The organism is Holtiella tumoricola (assembly GCF_027857615.1).
Classification (GTDB): Bacteria; Bacillota; Clostridia; order Lachnospirales; family Cellulosilyticaceae; genus Holtiella; species Holtiella tumoricola.
The window spans coordinates 281,599-305,505 of sequence record NZ_JAQIFT010000068.1 but is presented as its reverse complement, the minus strand read 5'-3'; the positions used below and the strand labels follow the sequence as shown (position 1 = coordinate 305,505).

21 protein-coding genes are annotated in these 23,907 nt (G+C 34.7%); 19 read left to right on the top strand and 2 right to left on the bottom strand.

The annotated features are described in order from the left end of the window. The first annotated feature begins 14 nt into the window (after nt 1-14). From PBV87_RS20785 to PBV87_RS20770, 4 genes are all read left to right on the top strand, one after another. Nucleotides 15-1,610, top strand: coding sequence for an NAD(P)/FAD-dependent oxidoreductase (locus tag PBV87_RS20785; protein ID WP_271013581.1), 1,596 nt, complete (start codon nt 15-17; stop codon nt 1,608-1,610). Nucleotides 1,611-1,675: 65 nt separating this feature from the next. Further along, nucleotides 1,676-2,479, top strand: a complete 804-nt coding sequence (locus PBV87_RS20780; RefSeq protein ID WP_271013580.1) for a histidinol-phosphatase HisJ family protein — start codon at nt 1,676-1,678, stop codon at nt 2,477-2,479. 113 nt (nt 2,480-2,592) lie between these two features. Next, a complete protein-coding gene (hpt, locus tag PBV87_RS20775) occupies nt 2,593-3,135 on the top strand; it encodes a hypoxanthine phosphoribosyltransferase (protein ID WP_271013579.1) in 543 nt (180 codons plus the stop codon). Nucleotides 3,136-3,329: 194 nt separating this feature from the next. After that, on the top strand, nt 3,330-4,667 hold the full coding sequence (locus tag PBV87_RS20770) for an FAD-dependent oxidoreductase (RefSeq protein WP_271013578.1): 1,338 nt from the start codon (nt 3,330-3,332) through the stop codon (nt 4,665-4,667). Between the two features lie 238 nt (nt 4,668-4,905). Here the strand turns inward: PBV87_RS20770 and PBV87_RS20765 are convergent, their stop codons facing one another. Together PBV87_RS20765 and PBV87_RS20760 are read right to left on the bottom strand one after the other, a co-directional pair. Beyond that, complete coding sequence (locus tag PBV87_RS20765; protein WP_271013577.1) at nt 4,906-5,607, bottom strand: hypothetical protein; 702 nt, start codon at nt 5,605-5,607, stop codon at nt 4,906-4,908. A gap of 11 nt (nt 5,608-5,618) precedes the next feature. Further along, nucleotides 5,619-5,813: a hypothetical protein gene (locus PBV87_RS20760; RefSeq protein WP_053985550.1), complete on the bottom strand. Its 195-nt coding sequence runs from the start codon at nt 5,811-5,813 to the stop codon at nt 5,619-5,621. A 235-nt stretch (nt 5,814-6,048) separates the two neighbouring features. Between PBV87_RS20760 and thrC the strand changes: the two genes are divergently transcribed. The 15 genes from thrC (at nt 6,049) to PBV87_RS20685 (ending at nt 23,286) form a co-directional block, all read left to right on the top strand. Continuing rightward, complete coding sequence (gene thrC, locus PBV87_RS20755) at nt 6,049-7,530, top strand: threonine synthase (RefSeq protein WP_330680498.1); 1,482 nt, start codon at nt 6,049-6,051, stop codon at nt 7,528-7,530. A 181-nt stretch (nt 7,531-7,711) separates the two neighbouring features. After that, a complete protein-coding gene (locus PBV87_RS20750) occupies nt 7,712-8,221 on the top strand; it encodes an SEC-C metal-binding domain-containing protein (protein WP_053985548.1) in 510 nt (169 codons plus the stop codon). Between the two features lie 57 nt (nt 8,222-8,278). Next, a complete protein-coding gene (locus PBV87_RS20745; protein WP_271013575.1) occupies nt 8,279-8,773 on the top strand; it encodes a hypothetical protein in 495 nt (164 codons plus the stop codon). Nucleotides 8,774-9,025: 252 nt separating this feature from the next. Beyond that, nucleotides 9,026-9,343 (top strand): hypothetical protein, encoded by a 318-nt coding sequence (locus PBV87_RS20740; protein ID WP_053985546.1) that lies wholly within the window; start codon nt 9,026-9,028, stop codon nt 9,341-9,343. Nucleotide 9,344: 1 nt separating this feature from the next. Then, nucleotides 9,345-10,376, top strand: coding sequence for a V-type ATPase subunit (locus tag PBV87_RS20735; protein WP_271013574.1), 1,032 nt, complete (start codon nt 9,345-9,347; stop codon nt 10,374-10,376). Between the two features lie 18 nt (nt 10,377-10,394). After that, nucleotides 10,395-12,371, top strand: coding sequence for a V-type ATP synthase subunit I (locus PBV87_RS20730; RefSeq protein ID WP_053985544.1), 1,977 nt, complete (start codon nt 10,395-10,397; stop codon nt 12,369-12,371). A 39-nt stretch (nt 12,372-12,410) separates the two neighbouring features. Next, the gene (locus PBV87_RS20725) at nt 12,411-12,845 is read left to right on the top strand and encodes an ATP synthase subunit C (protein ID WP_053985543.1); all 435 of its coding nucleotides are present in this window, start codon (nt 12,411-12,413) and stop codon (nt 12,843-12,845) included. Between the two features lie 27 nt (nt 12,846-12,872). Next, complete coding sequence (locus PBV87_RS20720; protein ID WP_053985542.1) at nt 12,873-13,181, top strand: V-type ATP synthase subunit F; 309 nt, start codon at nt 12,873-12,875, stop codon at nt 13,179-13,181. Between the two features lie 10 nt (nt 13,182-13,191). After that, nucleotides 13,192-13,833, top strand: a complete 642-nt coding sequence (locus PBV87_RS20715; protein ID WP_271013592.1) for a V-type ATP synthase subunit E — start codon at nt 13,192-13,194, stop codon at nt 13,831-13,833. After that, nucleotides 13,826-15,595, top strand: coding sequence for a V-type ATP synthase subunit A (locus PBV87_RS20710; protein WP_053985540.1), 1,770 nt, complete (start codon nt 13,826-13,828; stop codon nt 15,593-15,595). Before PBV87_RS20715 ends, PBV87_RS20710 begins: the two co-directional genes overlap by 8 nt. Before the next feature lie 17 nt (nt 15,596-15,612). Further along, nucleotides 15,613-16,998: a V-type ATP synthase subunit B gene (locus tag PBV87_RS20705; protein WP_053985539.1), complete on the top strand. Its 1,386-nt coding sequence runs from the start codon at nt 15,613-15,615 to the stop codon at nt 16,996-16,998. A 5-nt stretch (nt 16,999-17,003) separates the two neighbouring features. Beyond that, nucleotides 17,004-17,609 (top strand): V-type ATP synthase subunit D, encoded by a 606-nt coding sequence (locus PBV87_RS20700; protein ID WP_053985538.1) that lies wholly within the window; start codon nt 17,004-17,006, stop codon nt 17,607-17,609. Between the two features lie 426 nt (nt 17,610-18,035). Continuing rightward, nucleotides 18,036-18,422 carry a hypothetical protein gene (locus tag PBV87_RS20695; RefSeq protein WP_271013573.1) on the top strand — a complete coding sequence of 129 codons (387 nt, stop codon included), beginning with the start codon at nt 18,036-18,038 and terminating at the stop codon, nt 18,420-18,422. Nucleotides 18,423-18,456: 34 nt separating this feature from the next. Beyond that, on the top strand, nt 18,457-20,631 hold the full coding sequence (gene secD / locus PBV87_RS20690; protein ID WP_271013572.1) for a protein translocase subunit SecD: 2,175 nt from the start codon (nt 18,457-18,459) through the stop codon (nt 20,629-20,631). A gap of 129 nt (nt 20,632-20,760) precedes the next feature. Next, on the top strand, nt 20,761-23,286 hold the full coding sequence (locus PBV87_RS20685; protein WP_271013571.1) for a SpoIID/LytB domain-containing protein: 2,526 nt from the start codon (nt 20,761-20,763) through the stop codon (nt 23,284-23,286). Nucleotides 23,287-23,907: the final 621 nt, after the last annotated feature.

Sequence of the window (23,907 nt, the reverse complement as noted above, 5' to 3'; positions counted from 1 at the left end):
TTGAGGAAACAAATATGATTCGAGTACAAGACCTTTCTCTCACTTTAAAAGAAGATGAAAGTGTATTAAAAAATAAAATAGCAAAAAAGCTTCGTATAGGAGAAGCAGATATTCAGCAGTATCGTATTTTTAAAAAAGCGATAGATGCACGTAAAAAGCAAGATATAAAAATTGTTTATACAGTAGATGTAGAAACAAAAAAAGAAAAAGAACTTCTTAAGAAGTTTCCTAATTTAAAAACACCAGATCTTAATTATTATTATCCAGAAGTAGGAGATAAAGTACTTAAGCATCGTCCAGTTATAGTTGGTAGTGGACCTTGTGGTATGTTTGCGGCACTTATACTTGCTCAGATGGGATATAAGCCTATCGTCATTGAACGTGGAAAAGCAGTTGATGCACGTGTGCAAGATATAGAAGCTTTTTGGAAAGAAGGCAAGTTTAGTCCAATCTCTAATGTTCAATTTGGAGAAGGTGGGGCAGGAACCTTTTCAGATGGAAAGCTTACTACACAAATTAAAAATGTTCGTTGTCATAAAGTACTTGAAGAATTAGCTAGGTTCGGTGGACCAGAAGAAATTCGCTACAAAAACAAACCACACATTGGAACGGATGTATTAAGGGATGTTGTTAAGAATATTCGTCATGAAATTGAAAGGCTTGGTGGAAGTTACCGTTTTGAAACTAAACTTACAGCACTTCGTATTGAAGAAGGTGAGTTGAAGGCAGTACAAATCAATGACAATGAGTGGATTGAAACAGAGGTTTGTGTACTTGCATTAGGACATAGTGCAAGAGATACATTTAAAATGCTTTATGAACACAGTGTGAATATGGTTCAAAAACCTTTTGCTATGGGGATGCGTATTGAACATTTACAAGATTGGATCAATAGCTCTCAGTATGGTGACACCCATAAGGATGATCCAAAGCTAGGTGCAGCAGAATACAAGCTTGTACATCATGCAAGTAATGGACGTGCAGTATATACATTTTGTATGTGTCCAGGCGGCTATGTTGTTGCTTCGGCTTCAGAAGAAGGTATGGTTGTTACAAACGGCATGAGTGAATATGCACGTGATGCTGTAAATGCTAATAGTGCAGTCCTTGTTAATATTAGTCCAGAAGATTTTGGCTCAGAGCATCCATTAGCAGGGGTAGAGCTTCAAAGAAAATTAGAAATATTAGCTTATGAGCTAGGAAATAAAACTTACAAAGCACCTCTTCAACGCGTAGGTGATTTTATAGAAGGTAAAATAACGACAGAACTTGGAATTGTGAAGCCAACTTATGAACCAGGTGTAGTTTTTAGCAATTTACGAGAAGCAATTCCTACATTTATGGGAGAAGCTATTGTAGAGGCACTTGGTGTATTTGGTAAGAAAATCAAGAACTTTGACCATCCAGATGCTATATTAACAGGATTTGAAACAAGAAGCTCTTCACCTATTCGTATAAGACGTGATGAAGCTTATGAATGTAATATTAAAGGAATTTATCCAGCAGGTGAAGGTGCAGGCTATGCTGGTGGTATTACATCAGCAGGCGTAGATGGTATAGAAGTAGCTGAAGCTATTATTCAAGTGTATAAGCCTTTTAGCAAGGCATAGGTTATAAATAGAGCATAAGGGTGATAAGCTATAAACGTAGAATAGGATGAGGATGGGAGAAAAAGATGTATAAAGCAGACTATCATATGCATACAGCGATGTCTACAGACTGCAACACAAGTATTGAAAGTCAAATAGAAACAGCAATACAAAAAGGAATGGATGAAATAGCAATAACAGACCATTTTGAAATGGATTTGGTAGAAGGCAAATGGAATCTATCACCTCATGTAGACGAATACATCCAAACACTACAAGGCTATAGAGAAAAGTATAAAGATCAAATTTCTATACGTATAGGTGTGGAAGTAGGCTTTGAAACTCGCTATAAAAAAGAAATTGAAGCACTTCTTCAGGATAAACCCTTTGACTTTATTATTTGTTCAACGCATACATGTGAAGATACAGAACTTTTTTATGGCGAATATTTTATAGGGAAAACTTCAGAGGAAGCTTATAGAGGATACTTTAATCATGTAATCGATACATTAGAGCATTTTGATAACTTTGATGTTTACGGGCATTTAGATTATATTAGTCGCTATGGTGAATATGAAGTGAAGTATCTAGATACACAACTTTATAGGGAACAAATTGATAAAATCTTAAAATACCTTATTAAGAAGGAAAAGGGGTTAGAGATTAATACTTCAGGTATACGCTATGGACTAGGGCATTTCAATCCACAAATCCCTATATTAAGGCGTTATTTAGAATTAGGCGGTAAGATAATCACAATTGGTTCAGATAGTCACCAAAATGAACACGTAGCTTTTTTGTGGGAAGAAGCAGCTAAAATGCTTAAAAATATAGGTTTTACACACTATACAACTTTTGAAAAACGTAAACCGATTTTTAGACAGTTATAAAAAATATTTTCAAAAACACGAACATTTTAACACATAAATTAAAATTTGTTTGAGTTTAAAGAACGGATTTGTTATAATAGAATCATGAATAGACAAATATGAGGTGGACGAAGATGCAAAACGATATCGCACGTGTTTTACTAACAGAAGAAGAACTTCATGAGAGAGTAAAAGCATTAGGGGAAGCCATTACGGCTGATTATAAAGGAAAAGATCTACTTGTAGTTGGAATCTTAAAAGGCTCTAATGTTTTTATGAGTGATTTAATTAGACAAATTAATATGCCTTTAAACATAGATTTTATGATCGTTTCAAGTTATGGCAATGCTACAGAATCTACAGGTGTAGTTAAAATTATGAAAGATATTGAACAAAGTATTAGTGATAAACATGTACTGATTGTTGAAGATATTATTGATAGTGGTTTAACACTTAAGTATTTAACAGAAATGCTTAATACAAGAAAACCAGCTAGCATTAAGCTTTGTACACTGTTAGATAAACCAGCAAGACGTAAAGAAAATGTAGACGTAGATTATGTTGGTTTTGAAATGCCAGATGAATTTATTGTAGGTTATGGTATTGATTATGCAGAACATTATCGTAATTTACCTTTTGTAGGAATCTTAAAGCCAGAAGTTTATGAAAACAAATAATAAATAAGTATAATAAAAGAATCTTGATGTAAAACTAACTCTAGTTAGAATTAAGCATCAAGATTCTTTTTTTATCATTAAATACCAATCAAAATAAATTTTTAACAACAAATAATAATTATTAGTTGATTATTTGTTGGAGTTGTAATATAATAATGGTGAGCAAAAAAGAACTTCTAAGGGAGGTTTAAACTATGAAAGTTATTGTAATTGGATGCACCCATGCAGGGACTGCAGCTATTGTAAATACTAAAAAACTCTATCCAGATGCTGAGGTAACAGTTTATGAAAGAAATAACAATATCTCTTTCTTATCTTGTGGTATTGCCCTTCATGTTGCGGATGTCGTAAAAGATCCAAAAGGACTTTTCTATAATTCACCAGAAGGATTAAGCGAACTTGGCGTTGTAACAAAGATGGAACATGACGTTATTAAAGTAGACGTAAAAAATAAATGTGTAGAAGTAAAAGACTTAAACACAGGTGAAACATTTGAAGACACATACGATAAACTTATCGTTACATTAGGCTCTTGGCCAATTGTTCCTCCAATCCCTGGCATTGAACTTGAAAATATTGTACTTTCTAAAAACTACAATCATTCTCAAGCAATTATCGAAAAAGCTAAACAAGTAAATCGTATTGTCGTAATCGGTGCGGGATACATTGGTGTAGAATTAGCAGAAGCTTTCGAAATTCTTGGGAAAGAAACAGTACTTATTGATGCAGAGACACGTATCATGAGTAAATATTTAGATGCACCATTCACTGATAAAGCAGAAGAAGCTTTCACAGACCATGGTGTAAAACTTGCAACTGGTGAAAAAGTTGTACGTTTTGAAGGAATAGATGGTAAAGTAAATGCTGTTGTAACAGGTAAAGGTACTTATGAAGCAGATTTAGTAGTACTTTGTATTGGATTCAAACCAAACACTACATTATTACAAGGTCAGGTAGATATGTTACCAAACGGTGCAATCATCATTGATGAATATATGCACACAAGTGTAGAAGATGTATTTGCAGCAGGGGATTGCTGTGTAGTTAACTACAATCCAGCAGGTGAAAGTCGTTATATCCCACTTGCAACAAATGCTGTACGTATGGGAACTCTTGTTGCAATGAATTTAGTTCAACCAACTTTAAAATACATGGGTACACAAGGTACATCAGGTATTAAGATTTATGATTATAATATTGCTTCAACAGGTCTTACAGAAGAAGCTGCAAAAGCAACAACTGATTTAAAAGTACAATCTGTAACAATTACAGATGCTTATAGACCAGAATTCATGCCTACTCATGAAGAAGCAATGATCAAACTTGTATATGAAGAAGGAACACACCGTGTACTTGGTGGTCAAATTCTTTCTAAATATGACTTAACACAACTTATGAATACACTTTCAGTAGTGGTTCAAAATAACATGACGGTAGAAGAGTTAGCAATGACAGACTTCTTCTTCCAACCACACTTCAATAAACCATGGAGTCTATTAAACTTAGTAGCATTAAAAGCACTTGAAAAATAAACGTAAAAAATAATGTCAATAACCTTATACTCAACCTAACATATAATTCCTAAACTTATAGATATATAAACCATTCCAAATTTTAAATATCAAAAAGTGCTTTTATGAAGGCCTTATCCAATATTCTTATCTCATGCAGTCGTTCCACTCATGTGCTTAAAGAATTGGGTAAGGCCTTATTACATATAAAAAAGGAGCTGTTGCTAACTGCAACAGCTCCAATCTCTATATTCTCTCATCAACAAATCTCTTTAAAGCTTACAATGCTATCTATATTGATATAAATGATTTTACCAGATCCTATTGCCATGGCCTTTACACATTTTTCATCTACATCCAAAATACATGCAGGACCTCGTTTGTGAGTAAGACATAACATAACCTTTTTACCAATTAACCTACGGAGCTCAGAGGCCATAGAACATTCACATGGGTGATGACATGGTCTTCTATCACATGGTCCATATAAATTTTCAGGTCCTTTATTACAAGGACATTCACATGGGCAAGGATTAAGTGGTGGTACTGGCCTGCAGGGTGAATATACATTTTCAGGATCACAGCAAGGTCTATGAGGCCTTCCACAAGGTGGTGTACAATGACAGGGTTCACATCCACAAGGTTCCTCACAACAAGGCATAGGCCTTGAAGGTGGGCAAGGATTAGGCCTGCCAAAGCAAGGTTCACATCCACAAGGTTCTTCACAACAAGGAATAGGTCTTGGAGGTGGGCAAGGATTAGGCCTACCAAAGCAAGGTTCGCATCCACAAGGTTCCTCACAGCAAGGATTAGGTCTTGGGCGTGGACAAGGTCTACTACAAGATGGTTGGCATTCCCAAGATTCCTCATAGCAAGGAATAGGTCTTGATGGTGGGCATGGAGCAGGTCTACCGAAGAAAGATTCATCATATGCATCATAATCTCTACGATATGCACTCATTTTCAATCCTCCTAACAGCAACAAGGTTCAATAAAGTCAATATGACACATATTGAAGATTTTAATGTTCCCAGAACAAATCTCTATAGCTTTTACATAGCTAGGTGTAATATTGCATATGAAAACCTTGTAGCGGCAGTTGCCACTATGGATAATAGCTTTTTGACCAACAAGATGGCATAGACTATCTGAATAACAAAATGACATAAACATTCCTCCCATAAAACATAATAGGGAAATTTTTTATCTCTTTCTATAAATTCCCTACTATAGGCTATGCCCTATTGCGACAGAATGTGACAGAAGTGTTGTATAATTTATTCAAAAAAATGAAGGGAATGGGAATAATATTTTGCATATGTTTTAAGTTTAAGTATGGTATAATCCTAGGTATAGATTTATACAGGGATTTATTTATAACGTATGTGAAGGAGTGATGAATGTGAGTGAATACCAAAGCACAAGAAACAGGAATATAAATATTACATGTACAGAAGCAATTTTGCAGGGGATTTCTAAAGAAGGTGGATTATTTGTGCCAAAGGCATTACCTAAAATGGACTTTACTTTAGAAAACATATTAGAATTTGACTATCAAACATTAGCTTATCGTGTGATGCGTTTATTCTTTGATGATTTTAAAGTAGAAGATTTAAAGGAATGTATTAATAAAGCTTATGATGAAAAATTTGATACATCAGTAATTGCACCATTAAAAACTATTCTATCAGCACACTTTTTAGAGTTATTCCATGGTCCAACATTAGCTTTTAAAGATATGGCTCTTTCTATTTTACCTTATCTTATGACCACAAGTAAAACTTATCAGCAAGAAGATAAAGAAATTGTTATTTTAACCGCAACATCAGGAGATACGGGTAAAGCTGCTTTAGAAGGATTTGCAAATGTTGCAGGTACAAGAATTATTGTATTCTTCCCAGAAGATGGTGTAAGTGATGTACAAAAGCGTCAAATGACTACACAAAAAGGTGACAATACTTTTGTTGTGGGAATTAAAGGGAATTTTGATGATGCGCAAACAGGGGTTAAACAGATTTTTGCAGATGCAGAACTTGAAAAAGAATTAGCGCAAAAGGGTTATGTGTTCTCTTCAGCTAACTCTATCAATATTGGACGTCTTGTACCTCAAGTAGTCTACTACTTCTATGCATATGGTCAACTTGTAAAAGAAGGTAGTATTAAGGTTGGGGAGCGAATGAATGTAGTTGTACCAACAGGTAACTTTGGTAATATTTTAGCAGCCTACTATGCAAAAGAAATGGGTCTTCCAATACATAAATTTATCTGTGCATCCAACAAGAATAAAGTACTGACAGATTTCTTTGAAAAGGGGATCTATGATAGAAGACGTGACTTCCATATTACCAACTCACCTTCAATGGATATTTTAATTTCTAGTAACTTAGAACGCTTCCTGTACCATATGAGTAATGAGAATGCTGAACTTGTAAATGAATTAATGGGTGCACTTAAAGATCAAGGCGTGTATGAAATTCCAGAAGATATGAAGCAAAATATGGGATTATTTGCAGCAGGTTATGCAGATGATGAGGTAACAGCAAAGACAATTAGAAAAGTTTACGATGAAGAAAATTATTTAATGGATACACATACAGCTGTTGCTTATGCAGTCTATGAGGATTACAAAAATCGTACACAAGATATGACACCAACCGTGATTGCATCTACAGCAAGTCCTTATAAATTTACAGGAAGTGTTATGGGAGCAATAGACAACCAGTATAAAGCACAAGATGATTTCATCTTATTAAAAGAGATGGAAAAACTTTTAAATGAAAAAATGCCATCGACTATTCGCGATCTAGAAACTATGGAAATTAAGCATAAAACCATATGTGAAGTAGATGAAATGAAGCAAGTTGTAAGAGCGTTCTTAGGCTGAGCTTTTGTGTGAGGGCTTGTAAAACACCATAAAAATGTGCTATTGTATTAAGGATAGGTTATAAAAAATAGATGTAGTAAAAATGTCGAAAATAATGTATAATAGATATGCTTAATCAAGACGTTTATACTATAGAAAATAGTACTAACATACGTTAAAAGAAAAAGGAGAGTTATTGATTATGACATTATATCAACAATGGGACAATTATGGTGAAGATGCGAAAGCACGCTCAACAGAAGAATACAAAAAAGTAGTTGAAAGATATTTAACAATGGAAAGAAACGTATATGCTGAAATTCTTTCAGATATAGAAACAATCGTTGAAGGTACAGTAGCTGACCTTGCTAAACGTTTCAATATGACAGAAGTAGAATTCGTAGGTTTCGTAGATGGAATCAATGAAAGTCTTAAAGCTGGCACATACGATTTAGATACTTTAACAGCAGAATCAACAGTAAGATTAGAATTTGATCTTAAAAAATTATACTGGAATATGCTTGATGCTCAAGCTGATTGGTTATATAACTTACCACAATGGGAAAACCTTCTTACAAAAGAAGAACGTCAAGAAGTTAAAAGAGACTTCAAAAAATCAAAAACAGTTGTTATTGGTAAAAAAGTTGGACGTAATGACGCATGCCCATGCGGTAGTGGCAAAAAGTACAAACAATGCTGCATGAATAAATAATAACTGCCTCTGGGCAGTTATTTTTTTAAAATGGGTTTTAGATAAGGAGAGAGTAGAATGGATATCATTTGGTCATATTGCTTAGTAGCAATTATTACACTGGTACTTGTTATCATCAGACTTATTAATAATAAGATCTTGAAAAAATTTATGGAAGAGTATCCAAGTGGTAAGAAATATGTAATCTTTAAGAAGGACTTTTTCTTTACTGTAGCTAAAATTGCAACCGTATGTACAATTATTATTAATGTTATGACCGTATATGGTCATAGCCGTTTAAATGTTTCAAGTATTGTGATGACAATTCTACTTATTACAATGTGCTTATTAAGTGGCATGAGCTTTGTCGCTTTAAATGAAGACAAACATTTTAATATTTCTGGATATGAATTAGAAGAATCTAATATTAAAGATATTAAAATTAAAGAAGGTAAAAGAAAAGTAACTTGTACCATACTTTTTAATGAAGAGATGAATGGTTATCAAGGAATGGAATTTTATTTATTCGGTAAGAATAGACAACTTTTCATTGAGCAAATAGAACAAATTTAAAAGAGAAACCTTAGAAAAGGTTTCTCTTTTTTTTGTTTTTATTTATTAATAGGGAAAAAATGGAATATATAACTGTATAATAATAATAGACTAATTAGAAAATGCGAAGATAAATTAGTAGTTTTTGTTAAAAATGTCTAATTAACAAAAATACCACTTTCTTTTTTTTTATATGGTGATAGAATAAAGAATGTGATATATAATGAATGGTGATTCATAAAAAGAATAAATGGACAGTAAGGAGTGAAAGGCATGGAAGATATTATAAAAGAGATCATTAAAATCGATTCCAATGCACTTGAAAACAAGAAGCAACAGGAAAGTCGGATTAATGAACGTAAAGCCTACTATGAAGCCCAGATGGAAGCATATGAAAAGGAACGACTGGCAAGTGCGAAAGAGAAGGCGGAAGAAACATATCAGAGTGTCATAAAAGCTGCCGATGAGCAATACAAATTTGAAGAAGAGAAAGCTAAGAAACAGGTTCTTCTTATTGAAAATAAATATTTACAAGTGGAAGGTCCCCTACTTGAACAGGTGTTTAACAAACTTTTTCTAGTGGAGGCGTAATATGAATGCTTATGCATCTTATAATGCAATTAATAGCAAGTTGCATACAAGAAAGAAAAATTTATTGACACGAGAAGATTGGAACAAGGTGCTAGATTATACATCTGTTGCACAGTTTACTGAGTTCCTTAAAAAACGCTATGGATATAGTGTTCACCTAGACAATAACAAGCCAGAAGATATTCACCGTGGTGAACTTGAAATGATCTTAGAGCGTTATGTAGTAGATGAAATAGAAAAGATGCTTCATTATTTTTCAGGACCATACAAAGACTTTGTAAAAGCATTACTTTTGCAATATGACATCAGTGACTTACAACTTATATTACGGGCGATTGCAAGAAATGAAAGTATTAATGATTTTCAAAGACACTTTGTACACTCAGAAGCACATACTAAATTATCCTATGATAAGCTGATCGCATGTCAATCCGTTGCAGGATTCGTTGAAGCACTTAAAGGTACGGTTTTTTATGAAGACTTAAAAACAATGACACAAGAAGATGTAGTGACACGCGAATTCCATATGGAAATGAAACTTTATCTCCTGTACTATAGGCTATTGATGAAAAAAGCTGAAAAACTTAGTCCAAATGACTACAAGGTGGTTAAACAAATTATAGGACTTAAGATCGACTGCTTAAATATTCAATGGATTTATCGTGGAATGAAGTATTATGACATTTCGAGAGAAGAAATTATGGTTTATAGTTTGCCAGGAGGAAACATTTCTTATAATGGCCTCAAAAAACTAGTTTATGCTAAGTCATTAAGCGAATTCGAAAGCTTAGCAGAAAAACATTTAAAGGCTGATGTATTCAGCAGAAGAGGGGATATCCTGTTAGAGAGAAATATGGATAACGTCATTTATGAGACGATTCATAAAATAAATGATGAAGATTCTATTGCACTCGCTCTTAGATATATTTTTGTCTTAGAAATTGAGACTCAAGACCTTATAGCTGTTACAGAAGGCATCCGTTATGGTCTTGATAAAGAAGAGATTAAAAAATACCTTGTTTATACATTATGATGAGTGGAGGAACAGTAGATGGCTATTGAAAAAATGGTCTTGCTCAATCTGGTAGGCTCACTCGAAGATGAGCATGCAATATTAGAAGAGTTAGTACTCAGTGAAAGTATTCACCTAAACTTAGAACATAATGATGTATATGACAATAATTATATGGTTCATCAATATGAAGCAATGATGCCGCAAGATGCACTACCTGTTATTGAAAATTATGCACATATGGAAGCAGATTATGGTGAGATGCTTGAAGAGGTTAAAACCATCGCAAGTGGTATGGGACTTACATTAAAACTAGATAAAGTCAATGTGGGGCGCAAGTACCAGTTAGCTGAAGCAAAGAGTGATTTAGTAAACTTAAAGACAGAACTATGGGAGAATATAGAGGCTGTCAATAATAAAAAAGCACGTCTTAAAGAGCTTCAAAACTTCAAGCAAAAAGTAAGTTGTATTAAAGATCAATGGTGTAATTTTAATGATTTACATGATCTTAATTATTTTGATTTCCAAGTAGGGATGTTATCGTACGATAATAAAATCCAAATTAAGAAAAACTATGAAAATATCAGTGCAATTGTACTAAAGATTGGGGATATAGAAGATTCAAGAGAAGATATCTACTTGGTTCTTTATCCAAAGCAATTTAAGAAAGAAACTAAAAGATTGCTTAAATCTTTAAACTGGACACCACTTAGAATACCAGATGATATTATTACAATGCCTGGTACTTTAGTTGAGTCAACAACAGAAAAAATTAATGAAATTCAGAATGAAGTAGCACAAATTGAAAAAGTACTTCTTAACAATCTACAAATCAAAACCTTAGCATTAAATAAGATTTATACAAGAATTAAGATTGAAGAAAAGATACTTAAAATAAAAGAAGAAATTGTTCATGGTAATAACTTGTTTGTGATGAATGTCTGGGTAAGTAAAAAAGACCAGCTTCATATTGAAGAAAAAATTGGAGATATCACAGATAAATTTGTTGTTATAGCCAAAGATGCAAATGAATTAGATAAGAAAGTGATTCCACCAACAAAATTAAAAAATAACTGGCTGTTTAAGCCGTTTGAAATGATTGTAGAGCTATATGGCCTACCATCTTATCATGAAATAGATCCAACACCATTCTTAGCCATTACATTTATGCTTATGTTTGGGATTATGTTTGGAGATATTGGTCAAGGATTTATCTACTTCCTAGCAGGAATTTTGATTGCTAAGAAGAGCAAAGTGGCTGGAGGTATTTTAACAAGACTTGGACTAAGTTCTATTACCTTTGGTTTTGTCTATGGTAGTTTATTTGGACTTGAACATGAACAACTCCCTTGGTTGCCACATATTGTAGGTAGCCCACTTTCAAAAGTTAATATTATGCCTGTTCTTATTTCAGGTGTTGTATTTGGGGTAGTAGTACTTTCAGTTTCATATATTATTGGAATTATCAATTCACTTAGAAGAGGTGACATTGAGGATGGTATATTTGGTAAGAATGGTATCGCAGGATATATTTTCTTTATGGGATTTGTAGGAACATTGGTTGCAATCTTTAAACTTATCCCAGTATCACCTTTTGTACCGCTAGGTATTATGGCACTTATGCTCATTATTATGATATTAAAAGAGCCACTTACCAACATGATCAAAAGAGAAAAACCATATATTCATGGTGAAGTAGGATCTTACTTTATTGAAAGTATTTTTGAAGGTGTTGAAACTATCTTAGGTGCTTTGAGTAATGGGATTTCATTCATCCGTGTAGGTGCTTTTGCACTTAACCATGCTGGATTATTTATGGCATTCTTAGTAATGTCAGAGATGACAAGTAGTTTTATATTAAAATTTATTATTTTAATTATTGGTAATATCTTGATTTTAACCCTTGAGGGCTTAGTTGTATTTATACAAGGTCTAAGACTTCAATACTACGAAATGTTTAGTAAGTATTTTACAGGTGACGGCGAAATGTACGCACCAATTAAAATAGAAGATTAATAAATCAATATAAGGAAACACGAAAAGGAGACATTTAAAATGGAAATTATGGTTATTTTAGCAGCAGTAATTGCAGTAAGTACAATTGGTTATGGAGTTCGTATTATGCGTCAAAATAAAAGAGTAAATTTAAAACATGCAACAACAACTTCACTTTCAGCTTTCTCATTTGTTCTTGCAGGTGCATTTGTATTTATGTTAATGAGTAGCCCAGTATTTGCTGCAGAAGCAGGAACAGCGGCAGCTACAGTAGGTGCTTCATTTGGTGATGGTCTTAAATATGTTGCAGCAGCTTTAAGTACAGGTCTTGCAACAATGGGTACAGGTCGTGCAGTAGGTGCAGTAGGTTCTTCAGCAATTGGAGCAGTATCAGAAGATTCATCTATCTTAGGTAAAACATTAATCTTCGTAGGTATGGCAGAAGGTATCGCAATCTACGGTATGATTATTTCTATCTTAATTCTTTTTGTATAAAAATCTTTTTAGAAAAGAGTAGAAGCTATGAAATCTTTTTTAATTAGCGATAATAGAGATACCTGGGTAGGTATGCGCTTAGCAGGTATAGGAGGAGTCATTGTACATGAGAAAGAAGAACTCCTTGAAGCGCTACAGACTGCAATGAAAGATGAAGAAATTGGTCTTGTCATTGTCACAGAACGTACAATGGATTTAGCAAAAGAAGAGATTATGGATATGAAATTAAAAGTAGCAAGACCTCTTATAATGGAAATTCCAGATAGACATGGAACGATGCGCAGTGAAAACGCCATTACCAATTATATAAGAGAATCAGTCGGTATTCGTATATGAGGTGAAAACAATGGTAACTATAGAGCAAAAATTATCCTTATTTTCTAAGCTGCTCCAACAAGATATCAAAGCAGAAATCGGTGAAAAAATCGAAGGCATGGAAAAAGAATATGCCCAGATTATGTCTGAGCACAAGCGCAAAGTTGACAAAGATGCAGATGATATAATAGAAAATGCTAGAAAAAAAGGTGAAATTAAAAGATTAGAATTAATGAGTAAAGCAAAAATGCAAACTAAAAAGCAAACAATGCTTACTAAGGAAAAATATATTGGTGTATTTATGGAACACCTTAAAGCACGTGTTGTGGCATTTAAGGCAACACCTGAGTACAAGAAGTTTTTAGAAAATAGCATGAGTAAATTAGATGATTTAAGAAGTTATGATACAGACTTTGTTCTTTATATGACAAAGGAAGACCAAGCACAATATGGTGAATATGTATTAACTCAACTTGAAGCAACTGGTATAAGTAGAGATAAATTTACACCAGCTGTTAAAGAGGACAGTATGATCGGTGGGATTATTTTAGATAGTCCGCTAAAAAATCTTAGAATTGATTTATCTATTGCTACATTAATCGATGACCACCGTGATGAAATCGTAGAGATGCTCTTTCAAGCTATTGGAGAGGTTGGTGGACTAGATGAGTAAGGCAGTAGGAATTGTAGAGCTTGTCAACGGCCCTGTTGTTGAAGGAAGCAAAATGGCAAGTTTTAAAGTTAATGAAATGGTAACAGTAGGTAGACAACAATTGATTGGTGAAGTTGTATCTCTTGAAGGAGATGCGGCAACTATCCAAGTTTATGAAGAAACAGAAGGACTTAGAGCAGGAGAGGAAGTGTACCCAACAGGTGCACCTCTCTCACTGACCTTAGGACCTGGGATGCTTGGAAATATGTTTGATGGTATTCAAAGACCACTTAAACAAATCGAAAAAATCTCTAAAAACTTTATCCCAGAAGGTATAGGTCTTCTTTCTATTGATCCAACAGCACCTTGGGAAGTTAAAGTTGTTGCCCAAGTAGGTGATGTGCTTACACCGGGTGGGATTTATGCAACAGTTCAAGAAACACTTAGTATTGAACATCGTTTAATGGTACCACCAAATCTTTCAGGTAAAGTTATCGAAGTCAAACCTAATGGTATTTATACTTTAAATGATACAGTTGTAAAAATAGAGACAGAAGCTGGAGAGGTACATGAGCTAACATTGGCACAAAAATGGCCAGTTAGACGCCCAAGACCTATCCAAAAACGTATTCCAATTTACAAACCACTGATTACAGGACAACGTGTTATTGATAGTTTCTTCCCAGTTGCAAAAGGAGGAACAGTTGGTCTTCCAGGAGGATTTGGTACAGGAAAAACAGTCACACAGCATCAGCTTGCAAAATGGTCTGATGCAGATATTATTGTTTATATTGGTTGTGGTGAGCGTGGTAATGAGATGACTAACGTACTTGAAGAGTTCCCAGCACTTATTGACCCACGTACCAATAGACCACTGATGGAACGTACGATCTTGATTGCTAATACTTCTAACATGCCAGTAGCAGCCCGTGAAGCAAGTATTTATACAGGTATTACAATGGCTGAATACTTTAGAGATATGGGTTATGACGTTGCAATCATGGCTGACTCCACATCTAGATGGGCGGAGGCACTTCGTGAAATCTCAGGTCGTCTTGAAGAGATGCCAGCAGAAGAAGGTTATCCGGCTTATTTACCATCAAGACTTGCTCAGTTCTATGAACGTGCGGGGTGTGTAACAACACTTAATAATAAAGAAGCATCTGTTACAATTATCGGAGCGGTATCCCCAGCTGGTGGTGACTTCTCTGAGCCTGTTACAGAAAATACAAAACGTTTCGTAAGTGCGTTCTTAGCTCTTGATAAAAAACTTGCTTATGCAAGACACTATCCTGCTATCAACTATCTAACAAGTTATAGCGGTTATGTAACCATGCTAGATGAATGGTATCGTGAAAATGTATCGCCAGAAATGCTTCCACTTCGTGCAAAGATGATTCGTTTACTTCAAGAAGAAGAAAAGTTAAATGAAATTGTACAATTAGTAGGGGAAGATGTTCTTCCAAATGACCAACATCTTGTACTTGAGATTGCAAGAACAATCAAGAAAGGTTTCCTACAACAAAATGCGCTCCATAAAGACGACACCTATGTGTCATTAGAAAAGCAATATAAAATGTTGCGCGTTATTGACACTCTTTATACAAGTGCACTTGCTTGTGTAAAGAAAGGTATACCTTTATCTACAATTAGGAAAGAAAGAGTCTTCGATGATGTTGTGAAGATGAAATATGATGTGCCTAATGATCAAGTTTATCTTCTTGATGAGCTTGAGAAGAAAATTGTGGACACTTATAGAAGCTTAAGGGAAAAATATGAATAACAGTTAGGATGGTCAAAATGAGAAAAGAATACTTAAAATTAGAGCGCGTAGACGGCCCTCTTATTGTTCTTTCAGATATTCAAGATGTTTCCTATGGTGAGATTGTCAACATCAAAGTAGATGGAGGCCAAGAAACTCGTAAAGGGAAAGTCATCAAAATAGAAGGGGATAAAGTAATTATCCAAGTCTTTGAAGGAACTGCAGGTATCTCTACCGATAATACTTCTGTACAATTTACAGGAAAACCTCTTGAAATTCCTCTTTCAAAAGAAATTTTAGGAAGAACTTTTAATGGGGTAGGCGAACCAATTGATGGGGCGTATCAAATTGTTTCAAATGTAAGAGCCAATACAAATGGGCGACCTATTAATCCAGTAGCACGTAAATACCCAAGAAACTTTATTCAAACAGGTATTTCAGCAATAGATAGTTTAATGACACTTATTCGTGGTCAAAAACTTCCAATTTTCTCAGGAAACGGTATTGCACATAATGAACTTGCTGTACAAATTGTAAAGCAAGCTAAAATTGAAGGGGCCAATGCAGATAACTTTGCTGTTATCTTTGGTGCGATGGGTGTGCGTCATGATGATGCAAGTTATTTCATTCGTAGCTTTGAAGCAGCAGGTGTACTTGATCACGTTGTTATGTACCTTAATATGGCAGATGACCCTATTGTAGAAAGGATTTCTACACCACGTTGTGCTTTAACAGCGGCAGAGTATTTAGCTTTTGAACATAATATGCATGTACTCGTTATCTTGACAGATATGACAAGTTACGCAGAAGCCCTCCGTGAAATTTCTTCTACACGTGAGGAAGTACCTTCACGTAAAGGTTATCCAGGATACCTTTATAGTGACCTTTCTACCATTTATGAACGTGCAGGCATGTTAGAAGATAGGGATGGTTCTATTACACTTATTCCTATCCTTACTATGCCAAATGATGATATTACACATCCAATTCCTGACCTTACAGGGTTCATCACCGAAGGACAAATCGTTCTAAGCCGTGAACTCAACCAAAAAAATATTTATCCACCAATTGCTGTTTTACCATCACTTTCACGTTTGATGAAAGATGGTATTGGGGAAGAATATACAAGAGAAGATCATGCGGATCTTTCAAACCAAATCTTCTCTGCCTATTCAAAAGTTCAAGATATTCGTGCCCTTTCACAAATTATAGGTGAAGATGACTTAAGTGATATAGACAAACTTTATTTACAATTTGGTCGTGAATTTGAAGAAAGCTTTGTGGCACAACGACCAAATGAAAATCGTTCAATGACAGAGACATTAGATTTAGGTTGGGAAATTTTATCTATCTTACCAGCGAATGAACTTGATCGTATTCCACAAGATATGATTAAAAAATACTATAAAGCTCGTAAGGAGTAGATGTTATGGCACTACTTGTAGCACCAACCAAATCCAATTTGATTAAAGCAAAGTCCTCACTTGAACTTTCACAAAAGGGTTTTGAACTTTTAGATAAGAAGCGTAATGTACTCATTCGTGAGATGATGCTTCTTGTAGATAAGGCAAGAGATATTCAAAATAAGATTTATGATATATTAGATGAAGCTTATGCAGCACTCCAAACAGTGAATATTACAATGGGGATTGCTCAAGTAGAAGATATCGCAAGAAGTATTCCAAAGGACGAAAACTTTGAGATCCTTTTAAAAAGCGTTATGGGTGTAGATATTCCTACTGTTAAATATGATAAAGCACCTATATTTCCTACTTATGGGTTTCATAACACTAATCCAGCATTAGATAGAGCATGTGAACAGTTTAGAGAAGTGAAATATTTAATGTATGAAGTAGCAGAAATTGAAAACTCCATTTTTAAGCTTGCTAAAGAAATTGAGAAAACTCAAAAACGTACCAATGCACTTCAACATATTCAGATTCCTAAATACAAAGAACAAGTGAAATATATTCAAGAAGTTCTTGAAGAAAAGGAACGTGAAGATTTCTTTAGACTTAAAAAAATTAAGAAATAATAAGAAAAATATTACTTTAATTTTTCCCTTGCAAAAGAGGAGAGAAGTGATATAATAAAGATAACTTAAATGACTCCTGTAATGTTCGAGACCCTGTTATTTTGAACCTACAATTTACGTTCGGGAGACGATATCGCGCTATGAAGCAAATGTTAGGCCGCAAGCTAATTCCCTTTGGGCAGCGGACAACAGGACTTCAATAGCTAGTTTCCCACCTAGCTAAGCTAGGGCGTCAAAATACCAGGAACGGCATTTTGGGACAAAGTTGAAAATCAAGCACTAACCAAACGGTTAGTGCTTTTTTGCGTACCTCGAATAAGTATTTAATTTTAGTGTTTATAATATACTAAAATATTTGAAATAAATATTGACGTAACCTCTTAAACTGACTATGATGAAACTAGATAAGAAGGGGGAGAAATAGCAGTGAATCACCAAAAGTATTATTTCAAAAAAACTATAAGTTTGTGCATGATTTTATGTATGCTATTCTCCTTAGGACTTGGCATAAAGCAGTTACAAAGCTTAAAAATAGAAAATCAAGATTTCAGGCATCAAGTCTCAAATGTAGTAGAGTGGGAGTCTATGAGTGTACCTGTTATAAGTAGTATGAGACTTACAATGATGAGACAAGAGGTGAAAATAGACCGTATTGAGATCTTACGGATACTATTACAAAGTATTCAAGTGCAACTGTGCTATTTATTATATATGAGAGTAATATTGATAGGATTTGTAATCAGTAGTTTTATTAGAATTATTTCTTACATACATCATAAGGATGGACCAAAAGGGTTTATTTCTCCAATTTAAATTAATATATTTTAAAAATTTGGAGGAATGAAACGTGGAGAGACATGTTAAAAAGAGTGCATTTTTTATTTTCTTAATAGGAATTATTCTATTAAGTTATGTAGCGTTTTTTGGAATAGGTAGTATAAAAGGTGCCAATCAAATGCGCTATGGTATAGATATTCGTGGGGGTGTAGAGGCAATTTATGAGCCTGTAGACTTAGAGCGTCAGCCAACTGTAGAGGAAATGAATGCAGCAAGGTCTATTATAGAAGCAAGGCTAGATGCAAAGAAAATTCTAGACCGAGAAGTGACGATAGATGCACAAAATGGCAGGGTACTTGTCAGATTTCCCTGGAAATCTGATGAAAAGGATTTTAACCCAGAGAAGGCTATAGCAGAACTTGGTCAAACAGCAAAACTTACCTTTAGAGATGCAAATAATAATATCTTAGTGGAAGGTAAACATGTTAAACAAAGCGCACCTCAAGCTGATCTAGAACATGGTCAATATGTTGTACAATTAAGCTTTGATACAGAAGGCACAAAGCTCTTTGGAGAGGTGACACAAAGGTTGATTGGTCAGCCTATTTATATTTTTATGGATGAGAATTTGATTTCAGCAGCAAATGTCCATGAAGCCATAACAGATGGCAATGCCATGATTTCAGGCAATTTTACGGATCAAGAAGCCAGTGCATTGGCAGATCAAATCAATGCAGGGGCATTACCTTTCTCAATGGCAACAAAAAATCATAGTACAATCAGTCCTACACTTGGCAATGGTGCACTGGATGTGATGGTTGTAGCAGGTGCTGTAGCATTTGTTCTTATTTGTCTCTTTATGATTATCAGATATAGACTTGTAGGGGTTATTAGTTCCATTGTATTAGCCATGCAGTTAGCAGCAGAACTCTTAGCCTTGTCTATTCCACAAATCACCTTAACTTTACCGGGGATAGCAGGGATTATTTTATCATTAGGTATGAGTGTAGATGCAAATGTTATTATTGGTGAGCGTATAGGAGAAGAGTTAAGGAAAGACATGCGTTTAGAAAAGGCTATTCGTAATGGATATCACAGAGCTTTTTCAGCAGTATTTGATGGGAATGTAACCAGTGCAATAGTAGCTGTGATTTTAATGATTTTCGGCTCAGGAACCATGCTTTCCTTTGGGTATACGTTACTAGTAGGGATGGTTCTAAACTTTGTAGCAGGAATTTTCTCTTCTAAAATTATGCTTTTATCTCTTGTTAGATTTAAAAAGATACAAGCACCTTGTCTTTTTAGTAGAGGAAAATCTTATAAGATGGTACCTTTCTATGAGAAAAGATGGATTGCGTTTGCATTATCTATTATCCTCTTAGCTGGAGGAATGATCACTTGCTTGACTAAAGGGGTGCAACTAGATATCCAATTTAAAGGTGGAGCAGTATTAAAGTATACCTACATAGGAGAAATTAATGCAGAAGAAGTAGAAAAGATACTGGCACCTGTTCTAGAGAGACCTGTAACAGTTCAGATAACAAGTGACTTAGGAAGTAAAGAGAAAAAATTAAATGTGACCTTAGCAGGTAATCAGGGGTTACTTCCAGAAGAACAAGAGCAGCTCGGCAATACCTTACAGACACATTTTAAAGAGGCAAATATTCAACTTGCAGAGTCTTATATGGTAGAACCATACATTGGTCAAAAGGCTATGATCAATTCAGCTATAGCCATTGCACTTTCATTTTTGATGATCGTTGTCTATGTATGGATAAGATTTAAACATATTGGAGGCCTATCAGCAGGGATGATGGCTATGGTTGCCTTAATACATGATGTGTGTATTGTCTTTTTTGCCTTTGTCGTACTAGGGAATCCTCTCAATGATACATTTGTGGCCATTACATTAACCATTATTGGTTATTCCATTAACGATACCATTGTTATCTATGACCGTATTAGAGAAGAGATTAAAGATAAAGCTAAATGGCCACTACAAGATGTAGTGAATTTAAGTATTACTCAGTCTCTTACAAGATCAATTAATACAAGTTTAACCACATTTATTAGTGTCCTTATTATGTATGTCTTTGCAATGTACTACGGCATTCATGCTATAGAAATTTTTGCATTACCTATGATGGTTGGTGTAATCAGTGGATGTTATTCAACTATATTTATTGCAGGTCAACTTTGGGTAAGTTGGGAAAATAGAAAAAGTAAGAAGAAAAGTCTTGAGTAATCTCAAGGCTTTTTTATTTTTAAATCAAATATTACTTACTTTTGGTATTTTTAGGAACAAGGGAGAATATATATAGTACAAGCTAAAGTAGTGCCATACAAAAGGTAAGAATAAATAAGGAGGAGGACTATGAGTAGATACGATAGAGGGTACAGGAGTAGTAGAGATTACAGAAGCAGCAGAAATACAAGACATAGTAGAAGAGGAAGATATGAAGAAAGTGGAGGTCAAGGTGTGACAATATTAGTTCTCCTCTTTGTAATTGCTATTGGAATGTACTTGGTAAGTGGACAATCAGGGAAAGAATTTCTAGAAAAAGGCAAGGGGTATTTAGGAGAGTGGATGAATAAAGCACAGCAAGCTATTAGTAAGGGTGTTGTGCCAAGTGAAGAAGAAACAACATTACCTTCAAATATGACACCTTGTACCAAAGCAAATATTGCTAAAATTGTTGCTTATACCTTAATGGATGATGCAGATTTAAAACAAGGAGCTAATGGTGAGGTGTGGTACAGTAAATACTACACACGTTTAAAGGAAGATGCTAAATTTAGTTTTTTTAATGAAGAAGAAGCCATGGAAGTTATGACTTATCAAGAAGCAAGTCAGTTCTTTGCAGATATATTAGGTGATGGATATTCAGTGAATGTTAATGGTACACAAGATGTATCAGAGAAAGACTTGACCCTTAAACAGTTTTTAAAAGGCTTTGAACAAGCCTTAGAACATGCAGGGAAAAAGGAAATTTTACAATACGAAGAGTTAAGTATTTTGGCAACTTCCCTTACAGATAGTAAGCTTGGTGCATGGCAAGTACTTACTGATAAAGGGGTTTATGGATTTGAAGGTTTAATCTTAGACCCATGCGTAGGCTATACGTTGCAAGCCATTGTAAAAAACAATGAAATACTAGGTATTGTAGATACAATGAGTGCAACAAGTAGTATTAATGAATGCTATGTTGTATCTGTAGAAGATGGAAAGGCAACGCTTCGTGTAGGAGAATATGAACTTACCTATAACAATCAAATCATCCCAGCAGAAGAAGTAGGTAAGATTTGTTCTGTAAATATACAAAATAATACGATTACTAATTATCAACAAGTTAAAGAAGATGTAGGCGATACGGTGGTGAGAATGACAGATGAATATGTTGAGCTTGCAAAAGCGGGGAGGCTACCTTTTCAAAAGTTAACCATTTATGATGGCACAGGTAATGAGGTCTATAAGCAACCAGGTCAACTTTTTTCAGGTATTAAGGTAACCTATACAATGGAAAATGATTGCATACAAACCCTTAAGGTTATTGATGACACCTTGTCACAAGATGTACGTATCTTGCTATCAACAGATGGTACATCGGGTTATAATCAAGAAAATGTACAGATAAGCTGTGAAACAGGTTTTACAGTGACCTATGGGGATAAGCAGACTCATTTTGAAGCAGACAAGACTTGGGATGCTAAGGAGATGACTTGGGAAATTGGAAAAAATAAAGTAACTTTAACACCCAAAGGAGAGGGGATTTTGAAGGTTGTATCTATGAAGAGAAAAGATACTAATCCCTCTTATAAAGGTGCTTTAGAAGTCTATAAGGAAGAAGAAGGCTATACACTTGTTAATGAAGTCAACATAGAAGACTATATTGCAGGGGTAATTCCAAGTGAAATGCCAACAAGCTATGATAAAGAAGCACTAAAGGCACAAGCTATTGCCGCAAGAAGCTTTACAAGATCACAACAAAAAAGTAATAAATACCTAAAATATGGTGCCCAATTAGATGACACAGTAGCAAGTCAAGTGTATAACCAAGTGCCAGCAGATGAAGCTGCTTATAACGCAGTGAATGAAACTAAAGGTGAGGTCATGATGTATAACGACCGCATTGTAAATGGTAACTTCTTCTCAACGTCAGCAGGATATACTGCAAACTACGGTGAGACGTGGGCTATTGGTGAGATCTTCCCTAGTAATACACCAAGCTACCTTGTAGCAAGACAACAATATATAGGTGAAAGAGCTGTTGAAGACTTATCCAGTGAAAAGAATGCTTATAGCTTCTTTACTAAATCAGCTAAAGAATTAGATGCCTTTGACCAAGATGCACCTTGGTTTAGATGGCAAGTACATATGGATGCCAAGCAGTTAGAACATATAGTTAATAGCAATATTTATAACCTTTCCACCAATTATCCAAACATGGTCAAGGTGAAAAAAGGCAATGATTGGGTCGTTGGCGAGCTTAATAATATTGGTGCAATCAAGCAAATTCAAGTAACAAAACGCGGAGAAGGCGGCAATATTATGGAGATGGTTATAGAAGGTGAAGAAGCAACCATACGTGTAGGAACCGAATATCTTGTACGCTCACTCTTTGCACCGGCACAAAAGGATGCGACTAAAGAAGCTATTGTGGTTACCCGTGCAGATGGCAGCGAAATCAAAAATATGTCTTTATTACCAAGTGCTTTCTTCAGCATGGATATCCACTATGATGACTCAGAGTTGATTAGTGAAATAGATCTATATGGTGGTGGATATGGACATGGTGTCGGTATGAGTCAAAACGGTGCACAAGGTATGGCAGAGAGAGGTTATACTTATAAGGAAATTTTAAGACATTATTATAGTGGGATTAGCATAGAAAAAATATAAAAATAGGGTATAGAATAATGGGTTTATTATTCTATACCCTATTTTTATAAAAGTATACAAATTCTAGTACGAATAAAGAGAGGTTATTTTACAAACCCTTAGAAAAGATAAAAATAGAAAAATAATATTTTGTTAATTCTGTCAATTGAAAGAAAAGTTTCAAAGGAGTATACTAAATATATCAAAAGACATGCAGTACCAAGTATAAAGTAACACTTAATATAAAAGTATAGGCGATTGATATTCTAGATACTCAGGATCCTATACCACTAAGAAAGAAGGACGTTAACTTTTGCCTCCCCTCCCAAAAGAACACTTTTTTCTTAGGCATTCCTACTTTAGCGGTGACACTAGGGTGGAGGATGAAAGCATAAATGAGGATTCAAACTTTATAATAGAGTCAATAATACATACTGTGTAAAACGTTAAGTGTAACCGGATAGTACCTCTTATGTGTTACAAGTGGCCAGACGATTAATGGTGTAAAGTCACTGCGACCTCTTTCACCGGCAGGGTTACCAGGCGCTTTGGTAAGGACGAGAATCGGCTAGGAAGGGACCTAACAACGACTTACACAAAACCCTATTGATGAAATTAGACTAAGAATCCGAATAAATATGT

What these genes read in the sequence shown, in the direction of transcription:
- PBV87_RS20770 (WP_271013578.1), top strand. Translation starts at nt 3,330, where the DNA reads ATGAAAGTTATTGTAATTGGATGCACCCATGCAGGGACTGCAGCTATT.
- PBV87_RS20730 (WP_053985544.1), top strand. Translation starts at nt 10,395, where the DNA reads ATGGCTATTGAAAAAATGGTCTTGCTCAATCTGGTAGGCTCACTCGAA.
- PBV87_RS20745 (WP_271013575.1), top strand. Translation starts at nt 8,279, where the DNA reads ATGGATATCATTTGGTCATATTGCTTAGTAGCAATTATTACACTGGTA.
- PBV87_RS20740 (WP_053985546.1), top strand. Translation starts at nt 9,026, where the DNA reads ATGGAAGATATTATAAAAGAGATCATTAAAATCGATTCCAATGCACTT.
- PBV87_RS20760 (WP_053985550.1), bottom strand. Translation starts at nt 5,813, where the DNA reads ATGTCATTTTGTTATTCAGATAGTCTATGCCATCTTGTTGGTCAAAAA.
- PBV87_RS20685 (WP_271013571.1), top strand. Translation starts at nt 20,761, where the DNA reads ATGAGTAGATACGATAGAGGGTACAGGAGTAGTAGAGATTACAGAAGC.
- PBV87_RS20750 (WP_053985548.1), top strand. Translation starts at nt 7,712, where the DNA reads ATGACATTATATCAACAATGGGACAATTATGGTGAAGATGCGAAAGCA.
- PBV87_RS20780 (WP_271013580.1), top strand. Translation starts at nt 1,676, where the DNA reads ATGTATAAAGCAGACTATCATATGCATACAGCGATGTCTACAGACTGC.
- PBV87_RS20705 (WP_053985539.1), top strand. Translation starts at nt 15,613, where the DNA reads ATGAGAAAAGAATACTTAAAATTAGAGCGCGTAGACGGCCCTCTTATT.
- PBV87_RS20765 (WP_271013577.1), bottom strand. Translation starts at nt 5,607, where the DNA reads ATGAGTGCATATCGTAGAGATTATGATGCATATGATGAATCTTTCTTC.
- PBV87_RS20710 (WP_053985540.1), top strand. Translation starts at nt 13,826, where the DNA reads ATGAGTAAGGCAGTAGGAATTGTAGAGCTTGTCAACGGCCCTGTTGTT.
- PBV87_RS20785 (WP_271013581.1), top strand. Translation starts at nt 15, where the DNA reads ATGATTCGAGTACAAGACCTTTCTCTCACTTTAAAAGAAGATGAAAGT.
- PBV87_RS20700 (WP_053985538.1), top strand. Translation starts at nt 17,004, where the DNA reads ATGGCACTACTTGTAGCACCAACCAAATCCAATTTGATTAAAGCAAAG.
- PBV87_RS20720 (WP_053985542.1), top strand. Translation starts at nt 12,873, where the DNA reads ATGAAATCTTTTTTAATTAGCGATAATAGAGATACCTGGGTAGGTATG.
- PBV87_RS20735 (WP_271013574.1), top strand. Translation starts at nt 9,345, where the DNA reads ATGAATGCTTATGCATCTTATAATGCAATTAATAGCAAGTTGCATACA.
- PBV87_RS20725 (WP_053985543.1), top strand. Translation starts at nt 12,411, where the DNA reads ATGGAAATTATGGTTATTTTAGCAGCAGTAATTGCAGTAAGTACAATT.
- PBV87_RS20715 (WP_271013592.1), top strand. Translation starts at nt 13,192, where the DNA reads ATGGTAACTATAGAGCAAAAATTATCCTTATTTTCTAAGCTGCTCCAA.
- hpt (WP_271013579.1), top strand. Translation starts at nt 2,593, where the DNA reads ATGCAAAACGATATCGCACGTGTTTTACTAACAGAAGAAGAACTTCAT.